Source organism: Sneathiella litorea (genome assembly GCF_009882915.1).
In the GTDB taxonomy this organism is placed as follows: domain Bacteria; phylum Pseudomonadota; class Alphaproteobacteria; order Sneathiellales; family Sneathiellaceae; genus Sneathiella; species Sneathiella litorea.
On record NZ_WTUW01000001.1, the window covers coordinates 87,996 to 108,279 of the forward strand.

Sequence of the window (20,284 nt, forward strand, 5' to 3'; positions counted from 1 at the left end):
GATAATTTACGGACTTTTAACTTGGCTGGCATTCTGGCTCACTGGTTAAAAAAAATTGCCCCGACGACGACACTCATATGCTATTCAAATCATGACAGGAAAAGCAACCAAGAGATAAAAACAAATGAAAAAACTAGACAATTGGATTGGCAATCAGATTTCCCAGCAAGAAATTATACATCAACACGCGCTCAACGGATTTTCCGCCATCATGGACGAAGAGGGTCCCGCGTCCGACATCGTTCCCCCAGGCGGACATTGGATGTATTTTCTGCCGACCGAACGGCAATCACGAATCGGTCCTGACGGTCATCCGATTACCGGTGACTTCCTGCCTCCGGTGGATTTGCCTCGCCGCATGTGGGCCGGAGGGAGGCTTGAGTTTCATGCACCACTTCATGCGGGTGACACCGCCGAAAAAATATCCACGATTAAAAGTGTAACGCAAAAGCAGGGCCGGACAGGCGCACTGGTTTTTGTTACGGTCGAGCATCGTGTAATGAATGAGACCGGGTTATGCCTCACAGAAGAGCATGATATTGTCTATCGGGAAGCAGCTGGCCAGACCAGCGGCGGTAAAAAAGATATGCAATTGGCGCCCTCCGACGGCATATGGGAAGAGACGATCACACCTGACCCGGTTCTGCTGTTCCGCTATTCAGCACTTACCTTTAACGGGCATCGTATTCATTATGACCTTGATTACTGCCTGAAAGAGGAAGGCTATCCCGGCCTTGTCGTGCATGGTCCTCTACTTGGAACCTTGCTAATGCGCCTTGCGACCAGCAAAATGGAGGGGCGACCGCTTCGGAAATTCAGCTTTCGCAATTTCAACCCAATTTTTGATACAGCGTCATTTACCCTGGATGGTAAACCAGAACACGCGGACAAGTGCAACGTCTGGGTCCGGGGACCAGCAGGCGAGCTTGCGGTTATGGCGACAGCGGATTTCTAAGCAAAAGGGGCCGCAAATGCGGCCCCTTTTAAAAAGTACGAACTGACTTCAAGCGTTAGTCACTTTTGTGCATGTGGTCATGCTTTTTCATGTTCATTGCGCCCGCTTCCTTCACATGAACAGTAACAGTAATTTCGCCTGCCTGTGCGAACTTCAGTGTCACCGGAAATTCAGTCCCCATAGCGAGGGGCTTTTTAAGGCCCATAAGCATAACGTGGTACCCGCCCGGTTTCAGCATAACCGTCTCACCTGAAGGAACAAGCAAATCATCGGTCTTCATCATTTTCATGACACCATCTTTCATGGTGCTGTTATGAATTTCGACATGATCTGCAATGGGGCTTGAGGCCGCGACAAGACGATCCTCCTCCCCTCCCATATTGTGGAGAGTCATATACGCCCCGCCAACGGTTGCATTTGCAGCCCGCGCACGGGACCAGGCCTCCGTCACTGACATTTTATTCTTTTCAGCGGCGTATGAAAGGAACTTATCGGATTCCGCGTTGAGGACCAACACCCCGATTAGCAGGGCAAATGGTATATACTTCAGATATTTCATCATAATTCCTTATCAGCTTATAACTGCTCTTTTATTTTGGATGCCATTTCCTCCGGCGGCGTACCGAAGGAAAAAACCGTAATCAATTCCCCATCACGCCCCATCAGATATGTGAAAGAGGTATGATCCACGAGATAATAATCAGGATCATCATTGTCCTGCTTCTGCGCATAGACACGGTATTTCTTCACGACGTCCTTGATATCGGCCACCTCGCCCGTTAATCCGACAAGTGACGGATGAAAGGCTGACACAAATTCAGCCATGATTTCGGGCGTGTCACGCTCAGGATCGACGGTGATAAATGCGGGCACTACTTCATCTGCGTCATCGCCGAGTTCTTCCATAGCGAGAGAAATTGTCTGCATTTCAGTTGGACAAACATCGGGACAATTCGTGAAGCCAAAAAAGATCAGAAGAAACTTGCCCTTGAAGTCCTCGTCAGTGACTGTCTCACCGCTATGATTAACGAGTGAGAAGGATCCGCCTATTTGCGGGACCCCGACAACAACGGAAGAACCCCCGGATTTTTCCTGGCCTATGCCCGGCAAACTATCGGTTATCCAAAGCCCAATTGCTGCGGCACTGATTAGCAGGAAAAAAGCTATTAAAACTGAAAAAATTTTGTTCATATGACTTCGAGTTTTTCTAGTTGTCGATCAACCTTTAGGATTTCCAAACCATGCATAATTCGTCCAAGTAGCGATCTCAAGCTTAAATGGCATTATGCGTCATTCTAACGCAGGGCATGTCATACTTTTTAGTTTAGGCGATTGACCCTTTTTATTTCTGGAGATAACCTGTTCGTGCGCGAATAATTTTTTCTCTGCCCGCGCTTAATTTTTGGCACCAAGTAATTATATGAGCGTTTTTATAGCGAAGCGAGTATTGACGTTGATTGCGACGCTAATTGGCGCGTCAATCGTTATTTTTCTCGTCATGGAAATTCTGCCGGGCGATCCTGCCCTGGTGATATTGGGCGTCGATGCGTCCGATGAAGCCGTTCTTGCTCTAACTAAAGAACTGGGACTCGACCGACCACCCCTCTTGCGCTACTGGGGCTGGATTACCGGAATTTTACAAGGGGAACTAGGCAATAGTTACGCCTATAAGGTTCCGGTCTGGGAGCTGGTGGAAGGCGCCCTTCTGATCACTATTCCGCTCGCAGTGATGTCCATTTTTCTCAGTATCATTTTTGCACTTGTCGTAGGGCTTTATGCAGCCGCCAACCATAACAAGGCGGGAGATATCACTCTCATGGGCATCAGCCAGCTTGGTATTTCAATCCCGAACTTTTGGCTCGCCATCCTCCTGATAATGCTGTTCGCGATTGAGCTGCGCTGGCTACCGGCTGGAGGATTCCCGGGATGGAAGGATGGCATATGGGTATGCCTCAAGGCTTTGTTGTTACCTTCCCTTGCGCTCGCAACAGTCGTCGGTGCCATTTTGGCCCGGATCACGCGCTCCTCCGTTTTAGAGGTATTCCGCGAGGACTATGTTCGTACTGCCCGCGCCAAGGGATTGAGTCAACGCGCAACGCTGTGGCGGCATGTTTTGCGGAATGCATTGATCCCCGTCCTGACGGTTACGGGTATTCAGTTCGCAGCGCTCCTCACGGGTACCGTTGTGGTCGAAAATGTATTCCATATTCCCGGACTTGGCTCGCTCGTCCTGAAAGCGATTAACAACCGCGATACAATTGTAGTTGAAAATGTCGTGCTGTTGCTGGCTACCATGATAATCGTGGTGAATTTTGCTGTAGATATTCTTTATGCGGTCATAGATCCAAGACTTAAGGCGCATGATATATGAGTGAAGATCAGTCCCTCACCTTTTTCAGCCGATGTCTGCGCAGCCGTAGCTTCATGGTAGGTGGGCTGATGACGGCATTCTTACTAGTTTGTGCGGCAATCTCTCTCTTTTGGACCCCCGGGTCTGCTTATGATATCACCATCACAAACCGCTTCCTGCCACCGTCCGCCGCACATTGGTTGGGAACAGACCAGTTCGGACGTGATATCGCGTCCATGTTGATGACCGGGACACAGAACTCGATCGTCGTGGCAGTCGTGGCCGTCTCGATAGGACTTTCCATCGGCGTGAGTCTCGGGCTTCTCGCGGCCGCGAAACGTGGCTGGACAGAAGAAATCATCATGCGGCTTTCGGACTTTTCATTCGCATTCCCGGCCATCCTGTCGGCAATTATGCTCACGGCTATCCTCGGGCCGGGTGGTGTGAATTCAATCCTCGCCATCGGGCTTTATAATATTCCGGTTTTTGCGAGACTTACCCGCGGTACAGCCAATTCAATATGGACACGGGAATTCGTAATGGCCGCACGCGCATCAGGGAAAGGACGTTTTCGCATCACGTTTGAACATGTCCTGCCCAACATCCTGTCTATAATCATCGTGCAGGCAACGATCCTGTTTGCAATTGCGATTCTGGCGGAGGCAGCGTTATCGTATCTTGGCTTGGGGACACAGCCTCCTGAGCCCTCTTGGGGACGCATGCTGAACGAAGCACAAACCTTGATGTTTCTTGATCCGATGCAGGCTGTATACCCCGGCCTAGCCATTGCGATCGCCGTTTTCGGTCTTAATCTGCTCGGCGATGGATTGCGGGATGTCCTGGACCCCAGATTGTCGAGGAAACGCTAAATGAGTTTGCTTAACATCAACAACCTGTCCGTTATTCTTGAAACTAATAAAGGACCAGCCCGTGCTGTTCGCAACCTGAGTTTCCGACTGGAAAAGGGGGAGACACTGGGCATTGTTGGCGAGAGTGGATGTGGCAAATCCATGGCCGCATTAGCATTGATGGGGCTTTTGCCGGAACGGAGCAAGACCGAGGGACAGATCAAGCTCGATGGGCAAAATCTCCTTGAAAAAGACGATCAGGAAATGTGCCAAATCCGCGGCAATCGGCTGGCCATGATTTTTCAGGAACCCATGACCTCCCTCAATCCGGTTCATACGGTTGGGAACCAAATCATGGAACCTTTGCGCCTACACAGGAATATGTCGGAGAGTGACGCAAAGGTCGAGACCCTTCGCCTTCTTGATCGGGTGGGCATTCCCAACCCTCAAGCCCGGTTTGACAATTATCCGCATCAACTCTCCGGCGGGCAGCGCCAGCGTGTCATGATTGCGATCGCCCTTTCCTGCCAGCCCGATGTTCTGATCGCGGATGAACCAACTACCGCATTGGATGTCACAATTCAGGACCAAATCCTTGACCTCATCCAGACACTCGTTCGTGAAGAAGGGATGTCCCTTATTCTGATTTCCCACGACCTGGGCGTTATTTCAGAAAATACTGATAACATACTGGTCATGTATGGCGGCGCCGCGGTGGAAACAGGCAAGACCGAGCAGATATTTGATGAATTGATCCATCCCTATACGCAAGGGCTTTTTGCCGCGATGCCTAAACTTGGGCGGGCGAAAAACAGGCGCCTTGTAACCATTCCCGGGACCGTGCCGGACCTGATCAGCATGCCAATGGGATGTACTTTCACGGACCGGTGCCCCCTTGCAACGGAGGTTTGCCAAAATACCCCGCCGCCTGTTGTAGAGGTAAAGTCGAAACATTTCGTTGCCTGTCACCATCTGGATGAAGCGCGCGACCGTAAAACAGAGGAGTTGTTCTCATGACCACAGAGAGCCACCCCGTTCCGGTTCTGGAGGTTCACGACCTGGTGCGCCATTATCGTCTGCCGCGGGAAAGCCTGTTTGCTGAGCCTGGCCACGTTTATGCACTGAATGGCGTTACCTTCGAAATCCAGAAAGGAAAAAGCTTTGGCATCGTTGGGGAGAGCGGTTGTGGCAAGTCCACGCTCGCACGCAATGTCATGGCGCTGGAAGACACTGATTCCGGTTCAGTAAAAATATTAGGGAAAGAAGTCATCGGCCTCAGCTTCGATCAACTTCGCCCGCTCCGTCGGCATTTCCAGATGGTTTTTCAGGACCCATACGGCTCTCTTGATCCGCATCACAATGTGGGCCGGATTGTCGCCGAACCCCTTGCCGCACTTGGTGCCATTTCAAAGGCCGAACGCGAAAGCCGGGTTAGTACAGTACTCCAATCTGTTGGCTTGAAGCCACAGGACGTAAGTAAATATCCTCACGAATTTTCCGGCGGTCAGCGTCAGCGAATTGCCATTGCACGCGCATTGATCACCCATCCAGAACTCATCGTCGCGGACGAACCCGTCTCCGCACTTGATGTCTCGGTCCAGGCTCAGGTTCTGAATCTTCTAAAGGATCTACAGGACGAGTTTGGCGTCACCTATATGTTTATCAGCCATGATCTCGCCGTTGTTGAATATCTATGTGACGAGGTGGCGGTCATGTATCTGGGAGAAATTGTCGAAAAGGGACAGACAGCGGATTTGTTCAGCACCCCTGCCCATCCGTACACACGTATCCTGCTTGATGCGGTACCAAAACCCGGTTCCGGCCGAAAACGGGAGCGTATTAAGCTCGAGGGCAATGTCACAGGGCAGACGGAAAGACGTATGGGCTGTGCCTTTCAGGATCGCTGTCCCATGGCGAAAGATATTTGCCACAAGGTCAAGCCACCGTTGAACTCTGTTGGCGAAGCCCATCTAGCGGCCTGTCATTTTTCCGATGAAGTGATGCAAAAAGCCAAATCGGCAACGCTTTAATAGGAGGTTCCATCCTTATGCGTGAACTGCCAGTTGCCGTCCGGGCCCAGTGACGCTTTCAAATCATCCTTGGGATAGCTGCCCTCGTCACCAGGAGTACGGTCTCCAATCTCAAGATAAACAACAACCTTTTCTGTTCGGTTGACAAGTTGATGTGCAAATCCAGCCGCGGGAAAACCAGCACAATCGCCGGGCGCCATGAGAATTTCCTCGTTGTCGGCAATAAGTGTCGGCGCGCCCTCCAGGATATAAATAAACTCATCCTGTTTACTATGGCGGTGAAGGAGAGCAGATTCACTACCAGGAAAGAGTTTTGTCAGATTAACGCCAAAGTTATTGATGCCGAAAATATCGCCAAGTTGACGTTTCTCACGTCCCTTTACGCGGCTGGCAAAGGGTTCAGGATAATTTGATGGTTTAACCCGTGGAGCCACATCAATTGCCGTGACTGAAATACTGCCCGCTGATTTTTGCTTATCCATCACTCAAATTTCCTACAACTTAAACACCGCTATTCTTCTTTCTTAAAATCGAGGGCCGCTGAATTCAGGCAATAACGGAGTCCCGTTGGCTCCGGCCCATCTGGGAAGACATGGCCAAGATGTCCATCACATTTCCCGCAGATAACCTCTGTTCGGCGCATAAAAAAGCTGCGATCCATAACTTCTTCGACTTTCGCATTTTCAAGTGGCTTCCAGAAGCTCGGCCAGCCCGTGCCCGAATCAAACTTGGTTTTGGAAGAGAAAAGCGGCTCACCACAGCAGACACAATAGTATGTGCCATTTTCCTTATTGTCATTATATTTACCGGTGAAGGCGCGTTCCGTGCCCTTTTTCCGGGCAACATTAAATTGTTCTTCCGTCAGCTGGGCGCGCCATTCTGCTTCACTCTTTTCTATTTTCTCAGTCATTACACATTTCCTCTATCTTGTAGCCCCATTGACCTGTGTCCGGCTCCACCACATATAAGAGATATGGCTGCATGGGAAAATTCTCAATACTTGACGAATTAATACAGTTGGTCGACAATAATACCCAAGTCAAGCAGGAGATAAAATGAGCGAGGTTGTAAGCTTCGACGATCACTACTCGGCCCGATCTGCCAAAAATGCGAGATCGGGGACGCAAATACAGAACGTTTTTTTCAATCGAAACGAGCTCAGTCAGATATTACAGGTATACGGCCGTATGGTTGCCAAGTCTGAATGGCGCGACTATGCTATTGGCGAGACTAAAAATGCCTGTATATTCGCCATTTTCCACCGCACAGCCGACCATCCTTTGTTTAAAATATACAAAGAACCCCGCTTGGCCGCAAAGCAAGGCGCCTATGCTGTACTCAGCCAGAATGGCCGCATTCTGAAACGGGGCAAGACTCTGGCGCAGGTCTTGAAAGTCTTTGATAGCAGGCGATTTCAAGCAATCGACGGCGACTGACGCCGTTCACGCAAGGGTGAAGCCCTTTGATTTGAATATTCTGCAATTTTATTGAAATTTAGGTCCTAACGGAAACCTTCTACAGGAAACGGACCAAAATCATGCAATGGACTTTCTCCCTTCTTTTATCCGCTTTGACGGCAATGATGTTTTCCCCTCTTTTTGCAACCATTTCGCTTGCCGCTTCTGAAGATGTGACAATCATAAATCTAACCCAGACTGCCTGTCAGTTTGTCGAATCCGAAAATGGCATTGATCACGGATATACATCATCCGAACAGGCGGATTGCGAAGAAATAAACGCAAAAACCGGCGCAGAACGCCTGGCTAACGCCGAGGTGCTGACTCTCAAGCCCGGTAAGTATATTTTCCGCGTGACGAACAAGAATGTACCCTATTCGCTTGGGTTCTGGGTACGCGAGAAGGATTACAACTGGGCAAACCCGTTACACAAACTCAACAAGACCAGTGTTTCCGGCGGTGGCCTCGATACCGGCACAACACTGGATTATGAAGTGGAGTTAAAAGAAGGTGAGTATCTCTACTCCTGCCCACTCAACACAACCCCGGACTATAAACTGGTTGTTGAGAGCTCGACTAAATCTTAATATTCAGCTTGCGATAAAGGAAACTTATCAGCCAGGCGGGCCCGATCAATAAAAATTGCACATCCTTAAAGAACGAGGGTTTCTTGCCCTCGATCTTGTGTCCGATGAACTGAAAAATCCAGGCTATCACGAAAGCGCCAATAGCAAATTGCCAGAGCGCTAGGCTAAACGGTGGTGCGCTCATATAAAGCTGGACCACACCAATGCAAAGCAGGGCAAACAATGCCATCCCAATTGCCAATGTCCAGGATAAGACCGCGTAATAAATAATGGTCAGCAACAAGGCAATTGTCGCCCAGTTCAGATAGGGAACACTGTTTAAGCTTTCAGGCACAGGGATGATCCAGAGAAGCGCAACAATCGTCCAGACAATGACTGGAACTGCAATCCAGTGGATCAGCTTATTGGTACCGTTCTGATGGCTCGCGCCATATTCGTTAAGCAAAGCGAAAATACGGCGGTTCCCGCCCTTTTGCGCAATTTGCGGCCTGACCATGGTCCCCTCCCAATGTCGCACCTTTTTTAGTGGCGGCTCTTCGCCCGTGCCAACAACCGAGCATCCATGGGAACATCTTGACGGAAATTTACGCGTGCTTCAAGTACCGGCAGGGCTTCGTCATAATTCCCGGCGTTTAGAAGGCTGGTGAGCCAGGCAAGCTCAAACAAGTCGCGCTGTGCATGACTACCGCCAATTTCCTGATAGCGCGGCCTTGCCTTGGAGAGCCAGCGAACAGCATCATGGTAATTACCTTCTGCAATCGCTATGAACCCACGGGTTGAAGGCAGTGCTACATCAGCCCATGATTTCCGGGTAATCTCAGGCGCCACACGCGCCATTTCTTCAAGTCCCGACATCAATCGTTCCAACGCGTCCCTTTTCCCTCCCCTCGCAAGGGCGTAGCCATAATGCATATCATAGAAAGGTTGGTCATTGATCATGCTGCGCGCCGCCACATGATCGCTGATATCCTGCCACCGATTACCGACGTTAACGCCAAGCTGCTCGAGGCGCCAAAGCAGCGAAATTGCATTCACCTGATCGAGGCTATAGGTCTTATCGACCCCCCAGACTTTCTCATCATACAATTTAAGCGGTGTCTCGAAATCCTCCTGCTCCAGGTAAAAGAGCGCCTGATGCCACCAGTTATGGGTAAACATAAAACTGTTACGATCCTCCCACTCATTAGAGAGGTCCTGCATCCATTTGATGCCTTCGTCATGGCGCCCCTGAGTCAACATGACATGCGCTACCGCATGGTGGGCCCAAGGTTCCTTCCGCTGCATCTCGGTCGCTTTTCGCCCATCTTCCTCCGCAAGCTCCAGCATGCTCGACTGCTCGCGACCGAAGGCACGCATTCCATGGACATATGCACAAGCTTTATGGCGATCAAAAACAGAATCAGCGATCCAGAGCATGGCCTCGTCATCACCAATATTGAAATAGGAATTCTGTCCGAATTTTGCAGCAAAGAGATCGCCCGGATGATCAGTGACCAGTTCGCGCAGTTTCTTCAACAGGTTTCCGACTTCCTGGTCACAAAGGTCGAATACTGCTGCCGTAAACAACCTTTCACGGTCTGTCGCCTTGCTGAGCGCGGATTTTGCCTGAGCGTAATATTTCCCGGCAATTTCACGACCTTCTGGCGTTTCCATGAAAATGCCTAGCATAGCCGCATAGGCGGCGGCGATGGCACAATCCGGATCATTGTCGGCGGCATCAAAAATAGGGGCGAAATCCGTCCCAAAGCCGATAAAGCTGTCCATGAACCGGTTAATCGCATCGATTGTCTGATCAGACTGCGTGCTCACCTGATTTCCGAACATATCCTCGCGCATTGGCTAGGCCTCATTCAACAGATCAAGCGGATAAACTGGCCGGCGGACCTTTTCATACTGCAAGAGGTTATTATCGGATGTGGTGACGCCCTTGCCATCCAATGTTAACGTACCCTTGCCTATAGGCGCAAAACCAGCGCGGTAATGAATGCGGCTTTTCAGGATAAGATAGCGCTTATACTCAGGCTGGATTCCAACCGAAGTGAACACCCCCACATCCCAAGGCTCATGATGATTGGACACAATGACAATCTCCATATTGCCTGTGTCCAGCACGGCCGTTGGCCCCATAAAGACCTTCACACCCGTATACATCGGCCCCCGAACAATCCACTCTCCGTTTGTGAGAGTTTTGACTGTCCCGGTGAGTTTGAGTGGCTCGCCCACTTCTCCTATGGACGGCATGTCCGTTTTACCGCCGAGTTTCAGAGTGATTGTGTTGCCGACCCCTGCTTTCTGCATTTCTTGAACAGCAGACGGATCCCAGACGGCCGCAACCGCCACATCCTCGAGGCCCTGCTTTAATACCTCCTCGATCACAGTCATCACATCCTGCGTTCCACCTGAACCGCAGTTATCAGCATGATCCAATAAAAGGATCGGGCCATCGGTCATGCTCTTGGCTTTGGCAACCTGCTCTTCAAGCGGTGTATGTTGATAGATAAAATCCTCTTTAAGCTGCCAAGCCTTTGCAAGGATACGATCACGCACCTCATCTGCCTTTGCCTGATCACCATCGGTCACCACGATTACCGAGTTACCCGCATCACGCATATCGGCAAGCGCGAATCCACCAAAAGCTGTTGCGGCCAATACGCCGGGTTCTTTCTCTGCTTCCTTGCACATCCGGACAAGGGTTGCCATCGGCTCCTCATCCGTGCCCTGACGAAGTGTCTGGCTTAAGAGTGGAGCATTCCCCCAGGACATGACCGGATTGATTTTGCCAGCCATGGATTCGAGTAACACCTGGCCAATCTGTTTACCGACCTCATACATATCGACGTGAGGGTATGTCTTGTATCCAATGAGCGCCGTACAATTCTCCACCATTTTGGCCGTCAGGTTACAATGAAGGTCAAGCGTGACAGCAATTGGTAGATCCGGATCTATTTGCCGGATTTTCTCAAGGAGCGTTCCTTCGCCGTCATCCGTATGAACAGCAACCATTGCCCCATGCAGATCCAGCATAGCCGCATCCACGCCGCCTCGTACCGCGTCCAGTATGGGTTCAACCATATGATTATAGGCATCTTCTGTCACGGGGCCCGCTGGCATTGCCTCGGCTGCGACAGGCGTCACAATCTCTGCCCCTGCGGCGCGTGCAAGCTCCACATATGCCCCAAAAGGCATGCCGGTGCCTTCATAAGCCTTCAACGCGTCTTCACCAATATGGGCCCCCCAGTCCTGAAATCTTTTCCAGTCGGCGACAATCGGTGAAAAGGTATTAGTTTCATGTTTCATCATCGCAATGAGAATGCGCATCAGACAATCCTTCTATCTTTGGGCTTGAAAGCTGTTTGCAGGCAAACAAGTTTATCAGCTTGCGTCCCGCGCACAACAAAAAACCCGGCACAAGGCCGGGTTTTCATTGTCGCTTTTATTTTGCTTTATTCGCGATTGCCAAGCAGGCTCAACAGCATCATGAAAAGGTTCAGGAAATTCAGGTACATGGAAACCGCGCCCATAACCGCGCCCTTCTCCATCACTTCCTGACTATGGCCATGATAGTATTCGGACTTGATCCGCTGTGTATCGAATGCAGTAAGACCGGTAAAGATCAGCACACCCAAAACGGACACTACGAAATGCATCATCGTGGATTCAAGGAAGATATTCACCACCGACGCGATGATGATACCGATCAGCCCCATGAAAAGGAAGCTGCCCATCCCCGTCAGGTCGCGCTTCGTTACATAACCATAAAGGCTGGCTGACCCAAAGGTAGCCGAGGTTATAAAGAAGACCCGTACGATGCTTTCAGCTGTATAGATCTGGAAAATATAGGAAATCGACACACCGAATGTCGCAACCATGATCCAGTAGAGGATTTTCGTTGTACTCGCGCTCGTCCGTGACATGGCGAACAACAGGCCAAGCGGAGCCAGCATCACAACCCACTGCAACGGCGTGCCGAAAACAGCATTGTAAATTGCCGGCGTTGAAGCCGTCAGTGCGGCCGTAATGCCACTCAAGGCAAGGCCGGATGCCATATAATTATAGACCTTCAGCATATAGCTGCGCAGGCCCTCATCAAGAACGGCCTGATCTTGAGCGCCTGTTCTTGCTGTACCAAATTTTGAAAAGTCTGTTGCCATCTACTAGTTCCCCTGAAGGTATGTAATCCTGCTTCCTGATATTGTATTTTTGCCTGTGATTTTCAAGGAAAATCGACGTTATAATAGAGCATTAGGGCAAATTAGTTAAAAACTCATAAGAAACAACTCATAAATCATATCCATGTTAAATGGTTCTGGACCGTTCTGGCGCACATTGCCCAAATTTTTCCTTTAACTGGTCTAATTCGCAGCATTATGCCGCCACAATAGCAGGCCAATCTTCCCCTCAGAACATCGATTGACCGATTTCATTAGTTTACGGTCCTTTGATTGTTCGGCGGGCATGCACCGATGGTACGGTGCCGAACCGTCCAATATTTATTGAATGGAGATTATTATGAAGAAACTGCTTATATCCACTGCCACGCTCACGCTTCTTGCAGCTGCACCGGCGTTGGCAGCAGCGCCTGATTTCAAAACAATTGATACGGATGGGAATGGTTCGGTTTCCTATGAGGAGCTTATCGTTGTTATGCCTGACACCAGCAAGGAACAGTTCGCATCTGTCGACCTTGATAAAAGCGGCGAGCTGTCGATGGAAGAATACACCGCGGCTACGAAAAGCTAATTTGCTGAGCCCGTCGCGGGTTTAATTCATCAAAATGAGGCCGCCAGAGGAGCTCCTTTCCTTTGGCGGCCTTATTTTTTACTCTTACTTGCTCAGTCTGACCTCAAGACGGGAGCGACCTTCTCTCCGAGAGCCCGCCAGGACCCCAGCAACCCAAACAACAATGTTACAAGAACACTGATCAGGATTGTCGCGATGATCGTAAAGGGCAGGTTAATCCATTTCGCTTCCAGTATATCCGTGATGACCATATAGGCCGCGAACCAGCCCGTCGCGGCGGCAATGACCGAGGTGATCAGACCCAGCAAGGCATACTCCAGGAGAAAGGTGATGAAGATGTCCTTTCGCGTCGCCCCAAGCACTTTAAGAATTACAGCGTCATAAACCCGTTTTCGATGCCCGGCCGCGAAGGCCCCCGCAAGGACGAGCACGCCGGTCACCAAGGTAATCGAGGAAATAGCCGATACCGCAGAGGAAAGTTGCTCAAGAATACGGCTAACCGTCTGGAGCGCCTCCTTCATACGGATCACGGATATGTTGGCAAACTTGTTAGTGATTGCAGTGAAAAGCTGGTTTTCCCCCTCCCCGTCCGCGCGCGCGGTGGCAAGATGGGAATGTGGTGCTCCCTGCAGGCTATGGGTGTCAAAAACAAGAACGAAATTGATCGCCATCGTTGTCCAGTCTATTTCCCGAAAATTGGCAATTTCCGCCTCAATCTCACGTCCCATGACATTAACGGTTAGCGTATCCCCAAGAACCAGCCCCATCCCTTCTGCAATCTCGCGATCCATGCTAACCAAGGGTGGTCCCGCGTAATCCTCTGGCCACCAGCTACCGGCAACGATCATCGCACCCTCCGGCGGTGTTGCGGCGTAAGTGATCCCACGATCACCGCGCAATGCCCATTTTGCTTCAGGCGCGACTGTCACCTGCTCTGAGGGGACACCAGCCACTTGCGTAATTCGTCCTCGCATATTGGGAACATGATTCACCTCGCTGACATCGCTAACCGCTTCAGCCGTGGCCACAAAGTCATCCAGCTGATTGGACTGAATATCGATAAAGAAAAAGGCCGGGGCCTTCTCCGGCAGTTGTTCCTGTACCTGGCGGGTAAGATTTCCCTCGATCAAGGCAACTGTAACGAAAAGAGTCAGCCCGAGCCCCATCGAGAGAATGACACTGTTTGTCGCCGCTCCGGGACGGTGGAGGTTGGCAATTGCAAGACGTAAGGATGGAATACTCGATCGAGGAACGCACCGCGCCGCAAATTGAACGCCATGACCGACCAGAATCAGGATGGCGAATATACAGACAATGGAAATAACGAAGACAAAAGCAAACCAGGTTTCCCGACTGGTCAATATGGCGAGGGCAACCAGAACAGCGAAACAAAGCCCAAGTGTTGCAAGATAAAAAGGACGGGGACGTTTATGCGCAGAAACTATGTCACGGAAAAGGGCTGCCGCCGGCGTTTCGCGCGCCCGGGCCAAAGGCCAGATTGTAAACAATGTCGCTGTCAACAACCCATAAGCCGTCGCAAGAAGTAGCGGTCCAATCGTGATGTTGATTTCCGGCGGAACCGGCAATGTGCTGGCAAGAAACTGAGCGGCAAATACTGAGCCGCCTACCCCCAGAATCAGGCCGATTAACGAACCGCCAATAGCAAGAATGAGCACTTGCAAATAATGAACCCGGAAGATGAAACTGCTGCTGGCACCAAGGCATTTCAGTGTTGCAATTGTCGATATCTTCCCCTCGAGATACGCCCGAACCGCATTGCCGACGCCAACACCGCCCACGACCAGCGCCGTAAGCCCGACCAATGTAAGAAAAAGGGCTACTCGCTCAACAAAGCGCTTAATGCCTGGCGCTCCATTCGAGGCATCCCGTATCCGCCACCCGGCATCAGGAAACGCGGCACTCGCCTCTTCATAAAAATCAGCCACTGTTCTTCCAGAGTTGAGAGCGATACGATAATGATACCGAATAAGGCTACCTGGCTGAATTAGACCCGTCTCACGCAAAGCAACAGAGGAGATAATTGTGCGGGGCCCCAAGGCCATCCCTTGTGATGCTTTGTCGGGTTCCGATTGGATAATCCCACGGACCTCGAAATCAAGCTCACCAATCCTTATCTGACCACCGAGCGGAATTTCAAGACGATCACTTAATCCCTGTTCAATAAGCGCACCGTAACGCCCATCCTTTTTCTCAAGCCGAGCCTCAGGATTCTCCGCACCTGAATCCGTCTTCATGGTCAGGGAACCAAACAAAGGATAAGCGTTGTCTACTGCCTTTAGCTCCGAGAGAGTCCGCCTGTCACTGGCCAAATCGCGGACCATGGCGCGCAGTGTCTGTACTTCGGAGGTACGCCCCTGATCCCTGATCCAACCGTGTTCCTCGTCATCGACTGCGCGATGTGTCAGGCGGATATCAATATCACCACCGAGAATAACTTGACCATTTGCCCGCAATCCCTCGGTGATGGAACTGGAAAGCGTTCCCACGCCAGCGATAGCTGCGACACCCAACACGAGGCAGGCAAGAAAAATGCGGAAGCCTTTCAAGCTACCGCGTAAATCCCGCCTGGCAAACTTAATGGCAAGCGCAAATGATTCAGGACTTTTCCCCTTACTCACCGGTCAGCGCCTCTTCCTGAATATTTTCCCTTGAAACGACGCGACCATCTTCAAGGTGAATCTGATGTGTACATTTGCGGGCCAACGCGTCGTCATGCGTAATCAACACCATTGTTGTTCCTTCTCGCTCGTGCAGCTGGAACATGAGGTCCACAATTATATCCCCCGTTTTTCCGTCAAGATTTCCAGTCGGTTCGTCAGCGAGCAGGATCTTGGGACTTGTGGAAAGGGCGCGGGCAAGGGCCACCCGTTGCTGTTCCCCGCCGGAAAGTTGCGCCGGATAATGGGTTGCGCGATCTGCCAGACCCACGGCTTCCAGCCTGGATGCCGCGACTGAAAACGCCTCTTTTTCACCGGCCAGTTCCAACGGAATAGCCACATTTTCCAACGCCGTCATCGTCGGGATCAGATGAAACGACTGGAACACAATGCCAATATTAGCCCGGCGAAACCGTGCGAGGGCATCCTCACCAAGGTTTTCGAGATGCTCACCAGCAATTTGGACAGATCCGGATGTCGGATGCTCAAGACCCGCCATTATGGACATCAATGTCGATTTACCGGAACCCGAGGGACCAACAATTCCAATCGTCTCCCCTTGTTGTACTGTCAAATCTATACCACGTAAGATATTGACGGGACCGGCATCGGACTTAAGTGTTAGGTGAATGTCTGATAGGTTGATGATGGGTTCTCGAGACAAAGTAACTCCAGTACAAAAGACAATAGGCGCTAATTAATGGGATATGGCGGGTATATGATGAAATTCAATATTTTAGCGCTGATATTTGCGGTACTTTTTACAACTTTCTACGCACAGGCCAACGAAACACAGCGTATTGTCGCAATCGGAGATAGCCTGACCGCGGGATATGGCCTGCCGGCAGGTGAAGATTTCGTCACACAGCTTGAAATTGCTCTGCAGGAAAAAGGGTACAAGGTTGAAATAGAAAATGCTGGTGTATCCGGTGATACTACCGCCGGTGGCCTGCAAAGGCTTGACTGGGCCATCGGAGACGGCGCGGACTATGTTATTCTTGAGCTTGGCGCAAATGACGCGCTGAGAGGGATAGAGCCCTTGGAAACGCGGCGTAATCTAAGCCGGATTATCGAAGTACTACAGCAAAAGAACATCCCAATTCTGCTGGCAGGCATGCGGGCTCCGCCCAATATGGGATCTGAGTATGCGCGCGATTTCGATAAAATTTTCCCGGATCTTGCCAGCCAGTACAAAACCAGCTACTACCCCTTTTTCCTGGAAGGCGTTGCCGCTGACCCGGCGTTGAATCAGGATGATTATATCCATCCGAATGCTGAAGGCGTAAAGGTAATTATTGGCAAAATGCTACCCTATGTAACCGCGTTCATCGAACAAAAGAGCTAAACCCGAAATCCTGTAAAAAGGAGAATATACATGCGTCTTTTTGTTGCTATCCCCTTGCCGGAGGAGGTAAAGGAACGCGTTGGAACATTGCGGGGCGGCATACCGGATGCCAGATGGATCGCCGCAGAGAATTCTCATGTCACTCTCGCTTTCATCGGCGAAGTACAAAGTCCGATGATGATGGATATCACGCTGGCACTCGGGAGGATTAAATATCCTGCCTTTGATATCGATATTGAAGGCGTCGGAGTATTTGGCAGCAATAAGAGGCCGCGTATTTTATGGGCGGGCGTGCGTGCGACAGCAGCAATAAATCTCCTGCATCAGAAAATTGTAACCGCGATTGAATCTGTTGGCGCAACTGTCGATGATCGGCGTTTTCGACCGCATATCACACTTGCCCGTGTCCATAATTCACCGTATGAGCGGGTCCGCAACTTTCTGACCGATCATGCGTTGTTTAAAACAGAAACATTACCAGTAACCAGTTTTACGCTTTTCTCCAGTCACCTCTCCTCCTCAAGCGCAATCTACCAGGAAGAAGTCAGCTTTGACCTGTTTTCGCCGGTGTCATCATAAAGACATCGTATCGCGTAGATTTTCCAACAATCTGATGGGAAGGTTTCGGAAGTTCTGCAATTTCCTTGGCCCGGCGGGGCCATTTCAGAACAACCCGCTTCGACGCCACTCCAAGTGCAGCCCGCATTAACTCATCACAATCGGGATCTATCCCGACGATTTCACGTAGTTGCCTCATCTCGTTTTTAACCAGCGCAGATTTATCCCGAGGCGGATGCATCGGGTCAATGAGCACTGTTTCAGGCTTGAGTTCCAGCAGGATATCTCTCGCGTCACCTTTTATCAGGGTCATACGCTGAATTATGTCAGCATGGACTTCACTGGTCGCTCTGGCCCGCGTCATTGCCTCTTCCAGTAAGTGATGAACGACATCATTTCGCTCAATCAACGTCACATTTGCCCCAAGGGACGCAAGTAGAAATGCATCGCGCCCAAGGCCCGCGGTTGCATCGACAATATCCGGCGTTATACCCGGACGAAACCCAAGCGCCTTTGGCAAAGCCTGCCCCCGACCGCCGCCATGACGTCGCCGATAATCGACGGCGCCAGAGACAAAATCCACTGTGAGAGGTGTATCCACCATTCACCCGACGCCCTCAAAAACCAAGATTCTCATGCCACCAGGTCGGCAATGCAAAAGCCGCCCGATGAAGGTCTGCGTTATAATGCCGGCCCGTCAGAGATTTCATCGGTTTGGAATAGTCATGGCCGTCTTTGCTATACAGGAAGAAGCCAAATTCCGCCGCGGGATAAAGCTGCACGATGGAGCGGTAAGCCGCGACATGGGGCAGCAGCTTATCATGCTGCATGATCGAGACAAGATTCTGATCCTTGTCCCCGCAAAGCTCCTGAAGGAAATATGCGCGATCCTTGCCGACGAAAATGCTATCGCTATCGAGAACCACCCCGTCCTCCTTGATACAAGCAGAAAAGTCCTCGCAAAAGCCACGCGTAAATACGCTGGCGGATGGTCCGACAGGCTCGCTTAAGTCAAGGATGATCAGATCAAACCTGTCGCCGCCGGCGCGCGCCTTGCGCATATAGTCTGCCGCATCACCGATGATGAGCTCGACCCGAGTGTCCTCATAATCACCATTAATGGCGAGAAATTCCTGCGATAATTCAACAACCCGTCGATCAATCTCCACCATGACAACGCGGGTTACAAATTCATGACGTAATACTTCACGCAGGATACCTCCGTCTCCACCACCGACGATCAGAACCTCTGCCTGATCGCGTTTTCGGCCCAGAAGCGGCACATGCACCGCCATTTCATGATACATGAACTCATCCGCATGGGAGGCCTGTACCAGATCATCCAACGTGAGGACCCGACCGAAAATGGGATGCTCGTAAATCTCAATTTTCTGGAATGGGCTTTGCTCGGAATGCAACAGCGTCATATCGAGCGCATGGGTGAACGCAATTCCTTCCGTTTCCTCATGCCACCAGTTCCGGCTTAACTCGCTAATCTTTGTCATCAATCTTTTTTCTCGCTCTGGACATCCATCATCAGCATCAACATAGTTACCAAGGGTCATAACCTGATGACAGGAGAATATCCATGACTGTTAGATTAAGTGCGAAAGAAATTGAAGATGCCCTGCTGAAGCTCGATGGTTGGGTGACCGTTGACGGACGCGAGGCGATCCAGAAATCCTTCAAGTTTGCAAATTTCAATCAGGCATTTGCCTTTATGACCCGGGTGGCCCTGAAGGCCGAGAAAATGGATCATCATCCGGAATGGTTTAATGTCTATAACCGGCTAGAAGTGACCCTTGCCACCCATGACGTCAACGGCCTGAGCAGCAAGGATGTCGAACTTGCGACTTTTATGAATAAAATCGCCGGCTAACTTATTTCGGAGCCATACGGATTGCCCCGTCAAGCCGAATGACCTCTCCGTTTAGCATCTGATTCTCCATGATCTGCCGGGCAAGCTTGGCATATTCAGACGGACGACCAAGACGGCTTGGGAAAGGAACGGAGGCCCCAAGGGCTGCCTGTACATCTTCCGGCAGGCTTTTTAGGAGGGGTGTTTCAAATAATCCGGGAGCGATCGTCACGACGCGGACACCAAGGGATGCGAGATCCCGTGCAATCGGTAACGTCATGCCGACAATTCCGCCCTTGGAGGCAGAATAGGCCGCCTGCCCAATCTGCCCATCATATGCGGCAACGGACGCGGTGTTGATGCAAACGCCCCGCTCCCCGCTTTCCATGGGCTCAAGGGTCGCCATATCAGCAGAAGCCCGGCGAATACAATTGAACGTGCCAATCAGGTTGACAGCAATGACTTGCTGGAACTTATCAAGTGGATGCATCCCCTTACTGGAAAAGGTTTTTGCCGCTGGGCCAATGCCAGCGCAATTAACCAGGATACGGGCGGGACCATGCACATTGCGTGCTTTGTCAAAGGCCGCCTCCACCGATGCGTCATCGGCAACATTAGTGGTACAGGCCACGCCGCCAATATCGCTCGCGACCTTTTCCGCCAACTCGGAATTCATATCGAAAATTGCCACCTTTGCCCCCGCTGCGGCCAACATTCTGGCCGTAGCTTCGCCAAGTCCGGAGGCGCCGCCCGTGACAATTGCAGTTTTTTCGGAAATATCCATTTATGTTCTCCAGTTTTTTTAGGGATGATCCTGAATTTGATACCACTCCTTATACTGTTGAATCTGAATTGTGAAGAACGGCCTTCTTGCAAAG

Annotated in this window: 24 protein-coding genes; 11 read left to right on the plus strand and 13 right to left on the minus strand. The window is 50.8% G+C overall.

Features of this window, described 5'->3' with window-relative positions:
* Positions 1 to 124 precede the first annotated feature (124 nt).
* Positions 125 to 955, plus strand: coding sequence for an HTD2 family dehydratase (locus tag GQE98_RS00410; RefSeq protein WP_161313579.1), 831 nt, complete (start codon positions 125 to 127; stop codon positions 953 to 955).
* 55 nt (positions 956 to 1,010) lie between these two features.
* Here GQE98_RS00410 and GQE98_RS00415 read toward each other — a convergent pair whose 3' ends face one another.
* Positions 1,011 to 1,517, minus strand: coding sequence for a copper chaperone PCu(A)C (locus GQE98_RS00415; protein ID WP_214646479.1), 507 nt, complete (start codon positions 1,515 to 1,517; stop codon positions 1,011 to 1,013).
* A gap of 14 nt (positions 1,518 to 1,531) precedes the next feature.
* The gene (locus tag GQE98_RS00420; protein ID WP_161313581.1) at positions 1,532 to 2,146 is read right to left on the minus strand and encodes an SCO family protein; all 615 of its coding nucleotides are present in this window, start codon (positions 2,144 to 2,146) and stop codon (positions 1,532 to 1,534) included.
* Between the two features lie 229 nt (positions 2,147 to 2,375).
* Here GQE98_RS00420 and GQE98_RS00425 point away from each other — a divergent pair, with 229 nt between their 5' ends.
* From GQE98_RS00425 to GQE98_RS00440, 4 genes are read left to right on the plus strand one after another with little or no spacing between them, the layout of a single operon-like run.
* Positions 2,376 to 3,326, plus strand: a complete 951-nt coding sequence (locus GQE98_RS00425) for an ABC transporter permease (RefSeq protein ID WP_161313582.1) — start codon at positions 2,376 to 2,378, stop codon at positions 3,324 to 3,326.
* Positions 3,323 to 4,174 (plus strand): ABC transporter permease, encoded by an 852-nt coding sequence (locus GQE98_RS00430; RefSeq protein WP_161313583.1) that lies wholly within the window; start codon positions 3,323 to 3,325, stop codon positions 4,172 to 4,174. Before GQE98_RS00425 ends, GQE98_RS00430 begins: the two co-directional genes overlap by 4 nt.
* Positions 4,175 to 5,170, plus strand: coding sequence for an ABC transporter ATP-binding protein (locus tag GQE98_RS00435; protein WP_161313584.1), 996 nt, complete (start codon positions 4,175 to 4,177; stop codon positions 5,168 to 5,170).
* The gene (locus tag GQE98_RS00440; RefSeq protein WP_161313585.1) at positions 5,167 to 6,183 is read left to right on the plus strand and encodes an ABC transporter ATP-binding protein; all 1,017 of its coding nucleotides are present in this window, start codon (positions 5,167 to 5,169) and stop codon (positions 6,181 to 6,183) included. Before GQE98_RS00435 ends, GQE98_RS00440 begins: the two co-directional genes overlap by 4 nt.
* Here the strand turns inward: GQE98_RS00440 and GQE98_RS00445 are convergent.
* A complete protein-coding gene (locus GQE98_RS00445) occupies positions 6,180 to 6,665 on the minus strand; it encodes a cupin domain-containing protein (protein ID WP_161313586.1) in 486 nt (161 codons plus the stop codon). The two genes, GQE98_RS00440 and GQE98_RS00445, sit on opposite strands and share 4 nt — an antisense overlap.
* A 29-nt stretch (positions 6,666 to 6,694) precedes the next feature.
* Complete coding sequence (msrB, locus tag GQE98_RS00450; protein WP_161313587.1) at positions 6,695 to 7,093, minus strand: peptide-methionine (R)-S-oxide reductase MsrB; 399 nt, start codon at positions 7,091 to 7,093, stop codon at positions 6,695 to 6,697.
* 145 nt (positions 7,094 to 7,238) lie between these two features.
* On the opposite strand from msrB, the gene GQE98_RS00455 reads away from it, so the two are divergent.
* Positions 7,239 to 7,619, plus strand: coding sequence for a DUF2794 domain-containing protein (locus GQE98_RS00455; RefSeq protein WP_161313588.1), 381 nt, complete (start codon positions 7,239 to 7,241; stop codon positions 7,617 to 7,619).
* Positions 7,620 to 7,720: 101 nt separating this feature from the next.
* Entirely contained in the window at positions 7,721 to 8,227 is a 507-nt protein-coding gene (locus GQE98_RS00460) for a hypothetical protein (RefSeq protein ID WP_161313589.1), read from the plus strand.
* Here the strand turns inward: GQE98_RS00460 and GQE98_RS00465 are convergent.
* The 4 genes from GQE98_RS00465 to GQE98_RS00480 form a co-directional block, all read right to left on the minus strand.
* On the minus strand, positions 8,217 to 8,723 hold the full coding sequence (locus GQE98_RS00465) for an Mpo1 family 2-hydroxy fatty acid dioxygenase (protein WP_161313590.1): 507 nt from the start codon (positions 8,721 to 8,723) through the stop codon (positions 8,217 to 8,219). The genes GQE98_RS00460 and GQE98_RS00465 overlap by 11 nt on opposite strands.
* 26 nt (positions 8,724 to 8,749) lie before the next feature.
* The gene (locus tag GQE98_RS00470; RefSeq protein WP_161313591.1) at positions 8,750 to 10,036 is read right to left on the minus strand and encodes a tetratricopeptide repeat protein; all 1,287 of its coding nucleotides are present in this window, start codon (positions 10,034 to 10,036) and stop codon (positions 8,750 to 8,752) included.
* A gap of 30 nt (positions 10,037 to 10,066) precedes the next feature.
* The gene (locus tag GQE98_RS00475) at positions 10,067 to 11,545 is read right to left on the minus strand and encodes a M81 family metallopeptidase (protein WP_161313592.1); all 1,479 of its coding nucleotides are present in this window, start codon (positions 11,543 to 11,545) and stop codon (positions 10,067 to 10,069) included.
* Between the two features lie 125 nt (positions 11,546 to 11,670).
* Positions 11,671 to 12,378 (minus strand): Bax inhibitor-1/YccA family protein, encoded by a 708-nt coding sequence (locus GQE98_RS00480; protein WP_161313593.1) that lies wholly within the window; start codon positions 12,376 to 12,378, stop codon positions 11,671 to 11,673.
* 358 nt (positions 12,379 to 12,736) lie between these two features.
* Here GQE98_RS00480 and GQE98_RS00485 point away from each other — a divergent pair, with 358 nt between their 5' ends.
* A complete protein-coding gene (locus GQE98_RS00485; RefSeq protein ID WP_161313594.1) occupies positions 12,737 to 12,967 on the plus strand; it encodes an EF-hand domain-containing protein in 231 nt (76 codons plus the stop codon).
* A gap of 92 nt (positions 12,968 to 13,059) precedes the next feature.
* On the opposite strand, the gene GQE98_RS00490 is transcribed toward GQE98_RS00485, so the two are convergent.
* Positions 13,060 to 15,606 carry an FtsX-like permease family protein gene (locus tag GQE98_RS00490; RefSeq protein ID WP_202526007.1) on the minus strand — a complete coding sequence of 849 codons (2,547 nt, stop codon included), beginning with the start codon at positions 15,604 to 15,606 and terminating at the stop codon, positions 13,060 to 13,062.
* Entirely contained in the window at positions 15,599 to 16,309 is a 711-nt protein-coding gene (locus GQE98_RS00495; RefSeq protein ID WP_161313595.1) for an ABC transporter ATP-binding protein, read from the minus strand. Before GQE98_RS00495 ends, GQE98_RS00490 begins: the two co-directional genes overlap by 8 nt.
* Positions 16,310 to 16,363: 54 nt before the next feature.
* Here GQE98_RS00495 and GQE98_RS00500 point away from each other — a divergent pair, with 54 nt between their 5' ends.
* Positions 16,364 to 16,990 (plus strand): arylesterase, encoded by a 627-nt coding sequence (locus tag GQE98_RS00500; protein ID WP_202526008.1) that lies wholly within the window; start codon positions 16,364 to 16,366, stop codon positions 16,988 to 16,990.
* A gap of 30 nt (positions 16,991 to 17,020) precedes the next feature.
* A complete protein-coding gene (gene thpR / locus GQE98_RS00505) occupies positions 17,021 to 17,569 on the plus strand; it encodes an RNA 2',3'-cyclic phosphodiesterase (RefSeq protein ID WP_161313596.1) in 549 nt (182 codons plus the stop codon).
* On the opposite strand, the gene GQE98_RS00510 is transcribed toward thpR, so the two are convergent.
* Entirely contained in the window at positions 17,535 to 18,152 is a 618-nt protein-coding gene (locus tag GQE98_RS00510; protein WP_161313597.1) for a class I SAM-dependent methyltransferase, read from the minus strand. The genes thpR and GQE98_RS00510 overlap by 35 nt on opposite strands.
* 13 nt (positions 18,153 to 18,165) lie before the next feature.
* On the minus strand, positions 18,166 to 19,053 hold the full coding sequence (locus GQE98_RS00515; protein WP_161313598.1) for a spermine/spermidine synthase domain-containing protein: 888 nt from the start codon (positions 19,051 to 19,053) through the stop codon (positions 18,166 to 18,168).
* An 83-nt stretch (positions 19,054 to 19,136) separates the two neighbouring features.
* Here GQE98_RS00515 and GQE98_RS00520 point away from each other — a divergent pair, with 83 nt between their 5' ends.
* Positions 19,137 to 19,427: a 4a-hydroxytetrahydrobiopterin dehydratase gene (locus GQE98_RS00520; protein WP_161313599.1), complete on the plus strand. Its 291-nt coding sequence runs from the start codon at positions 19,137 to 19,139 to the stop codon at positions 19,425 to 19,427.
* Position 19,428: 1 nt separating this feature from the next.
* On the opposite strand, the gene GQE98_RS00525 is transcribed toward GQE98_RS00520, so the two are convergent.
* Complete coding sequence (locus GQE98_RS00525) at positions 19,429 to 20,190, minus strand: 3-hydroxyacyl-CoA dehydrogenase (RefSeq protein ID WP_161313600.1); 762 nt, start codon at positions 20,188 to 20,190, stop codon at positions 19,429 to 19,431.
* Positions 20,191 to 20,284 lie beyond the last annotated feature (94 nt).

What these genes read in the sequence shown, in the direction of transcription:
- GQE98_RS00430 (WP_161313583.1), top strand. Translation starts at nt 3,323, where the DNA reads ATGAGTGAAGATCAGTCCCTCACCTTTTTCAGCCGATGTCTGCGCAGC.
- GQE98_RS00485 (WP_161313594.1), top strand. Translation starts at nt 12,737, where the DNA reads ATGAAGAAACTGCTTATATCCACTGCCACGCTCACGCTTCTTGCAGCT.
- GQE98_RS00460 (WP_161313589.1), top strand. Translation starts at nt 7,721, where the DNA reads ATGCAATGGACTTTCTCCCTTCTTTTATCCGCTTTGACGGCAATGATG.
- GQE98_RS00525 (WP_161313600.1), bottom strand. Translation starts at nt 20,190, where the DNA reads ATGGATATTTCCGAAAAAACTGCAATTGTCACGGGCGGCGCCTCCGGA.
- GQE98_RS00455 (WP_161313588.1), top strand. Translation starts at nt 7,239, where the DNA reads ATGAGCGAGGTTGTAAGCTTCGACGATCACTACTCGGCCCGATCTGCC.
- GQE98_RS00435 (WP_161313584.1), top strand. Translation starts at nt 4,175, where the DNA reads ATGAGTTTGCTTAACATCAACAACCTGTCCGTTATTCTTGAAACTAAT.
- GQE98_RS00465 (WP_161313590.1), bottom strand. Translation starts at nt 8,723, where the DNA reads ATGGTCAGGCCGCAAATTGCGCAAAAGGGCGGGAACCGCCGTATTTTC.
- GQE98_RS00480 (WP_161313593.1), bottom strand. Translation starts at nt 12,378, where the DNA reads ATGGCAACAGACTTTTCAAAATTTGGTACAGCAAGAACAGGCGCTCAA.
- GQE98_RS00410 (WP_161313579.1), top strand. Translation starts at nt 125, where the DNA reads ATGAAAAAACTAGACAATTGGATTGGCAATCAGATTTCCCAGCAAGAA.
- GQE98_RS00440 (WP_161313585.1), top strand. Translation starts at nt 5,167, where the DNA reads ATGACCACAGAGAGCCACCCCGTTCCGGTTCTGGAGGTTCACGACCTG.
- GQE98_RS00500 (WP_202526008.1), top strand. Translation starts at nt 16,364, where the DNA reads ATGATGAAATTCAATATTTTAGCGCTGATATTTGCGGTACTTTTTACA.
- GQE98_RS00420 (WP_161313581.1), bottom strand. Translation starts at nt 2,146, where the DNA reads ATGAACAAAATTTTTTCAGTTTTAATAGCTTTTTTCCTGCTAATCAGT.
- GQE98_RS00425 (WP_161313582.1), top strand. Translation starts at nt 2,376, where the DNA reads ATGAGCGTTTTTATAGCGAAGCGAGTATTGACGTTGATTGCGACGCTA.
- GQE98_RS00510 (WP_161313597.1), bottom strand. Translation starts at nt 18,152, where the DNA reads ATGGTGGATACACCTCTCACAGTGGATTTTGTCTCTGGCGCCGTCGAT.
- GQE98_RS00445 (WP_161313586.1), bottom strand. Translation starts at nt 6,665, where the DNA reads ATGGATAAGCAAAAATCAGCGGGCAGTATTTCAGTCACGGCAATTGAT.
- GQE98_RS00415 (WP_214646479.1), bottom strand. Translation starts at nt 1,517, where the DNA reads ATGATGAAATATCTGAAGTATATACCATTTGCCCTGCTAATCGGGGTG.
- GQE98_RS00475 (WP_161313592.1), bottom strand. Translation starts at nt 11,545, where the DNA reads ATGCGCATTCTCATTGCGATGATGAAACATGAAACTAATACCTTTTCA.
- thpR (WP_161313596.1), top strand. Translation starts at nt 17,021, where the DNA reads ATGCGTCTTTTTGTTGCTATCCCCTTGCCGGAGGAGGTAAAGGAACGC.
- msrB (WP_161313587.1), bottom strand. Translation starts at nt 7,093, where the DNA reads ATGACTGAGAAAATAGAAAAGAGTGAAGCAGAATGGCGCGCCCAGCTG.
- GQE98_RS00515 (WP_161313598.1), bottom strand. Translation starts at nt 19,053, where the DNA reads ATGACAAAGATTAGCGAGTTAAGCCGGAACTGGTGGCATGAGGAAACG.
- GQE98_RS00520 (WP_161313599.1), top strand. Translation starts at nt 19,137, where the DNA reads ATGACTGTTAGATTAAGTGCGAAAGAAATTGAAGATGCCCTGCTGAAG.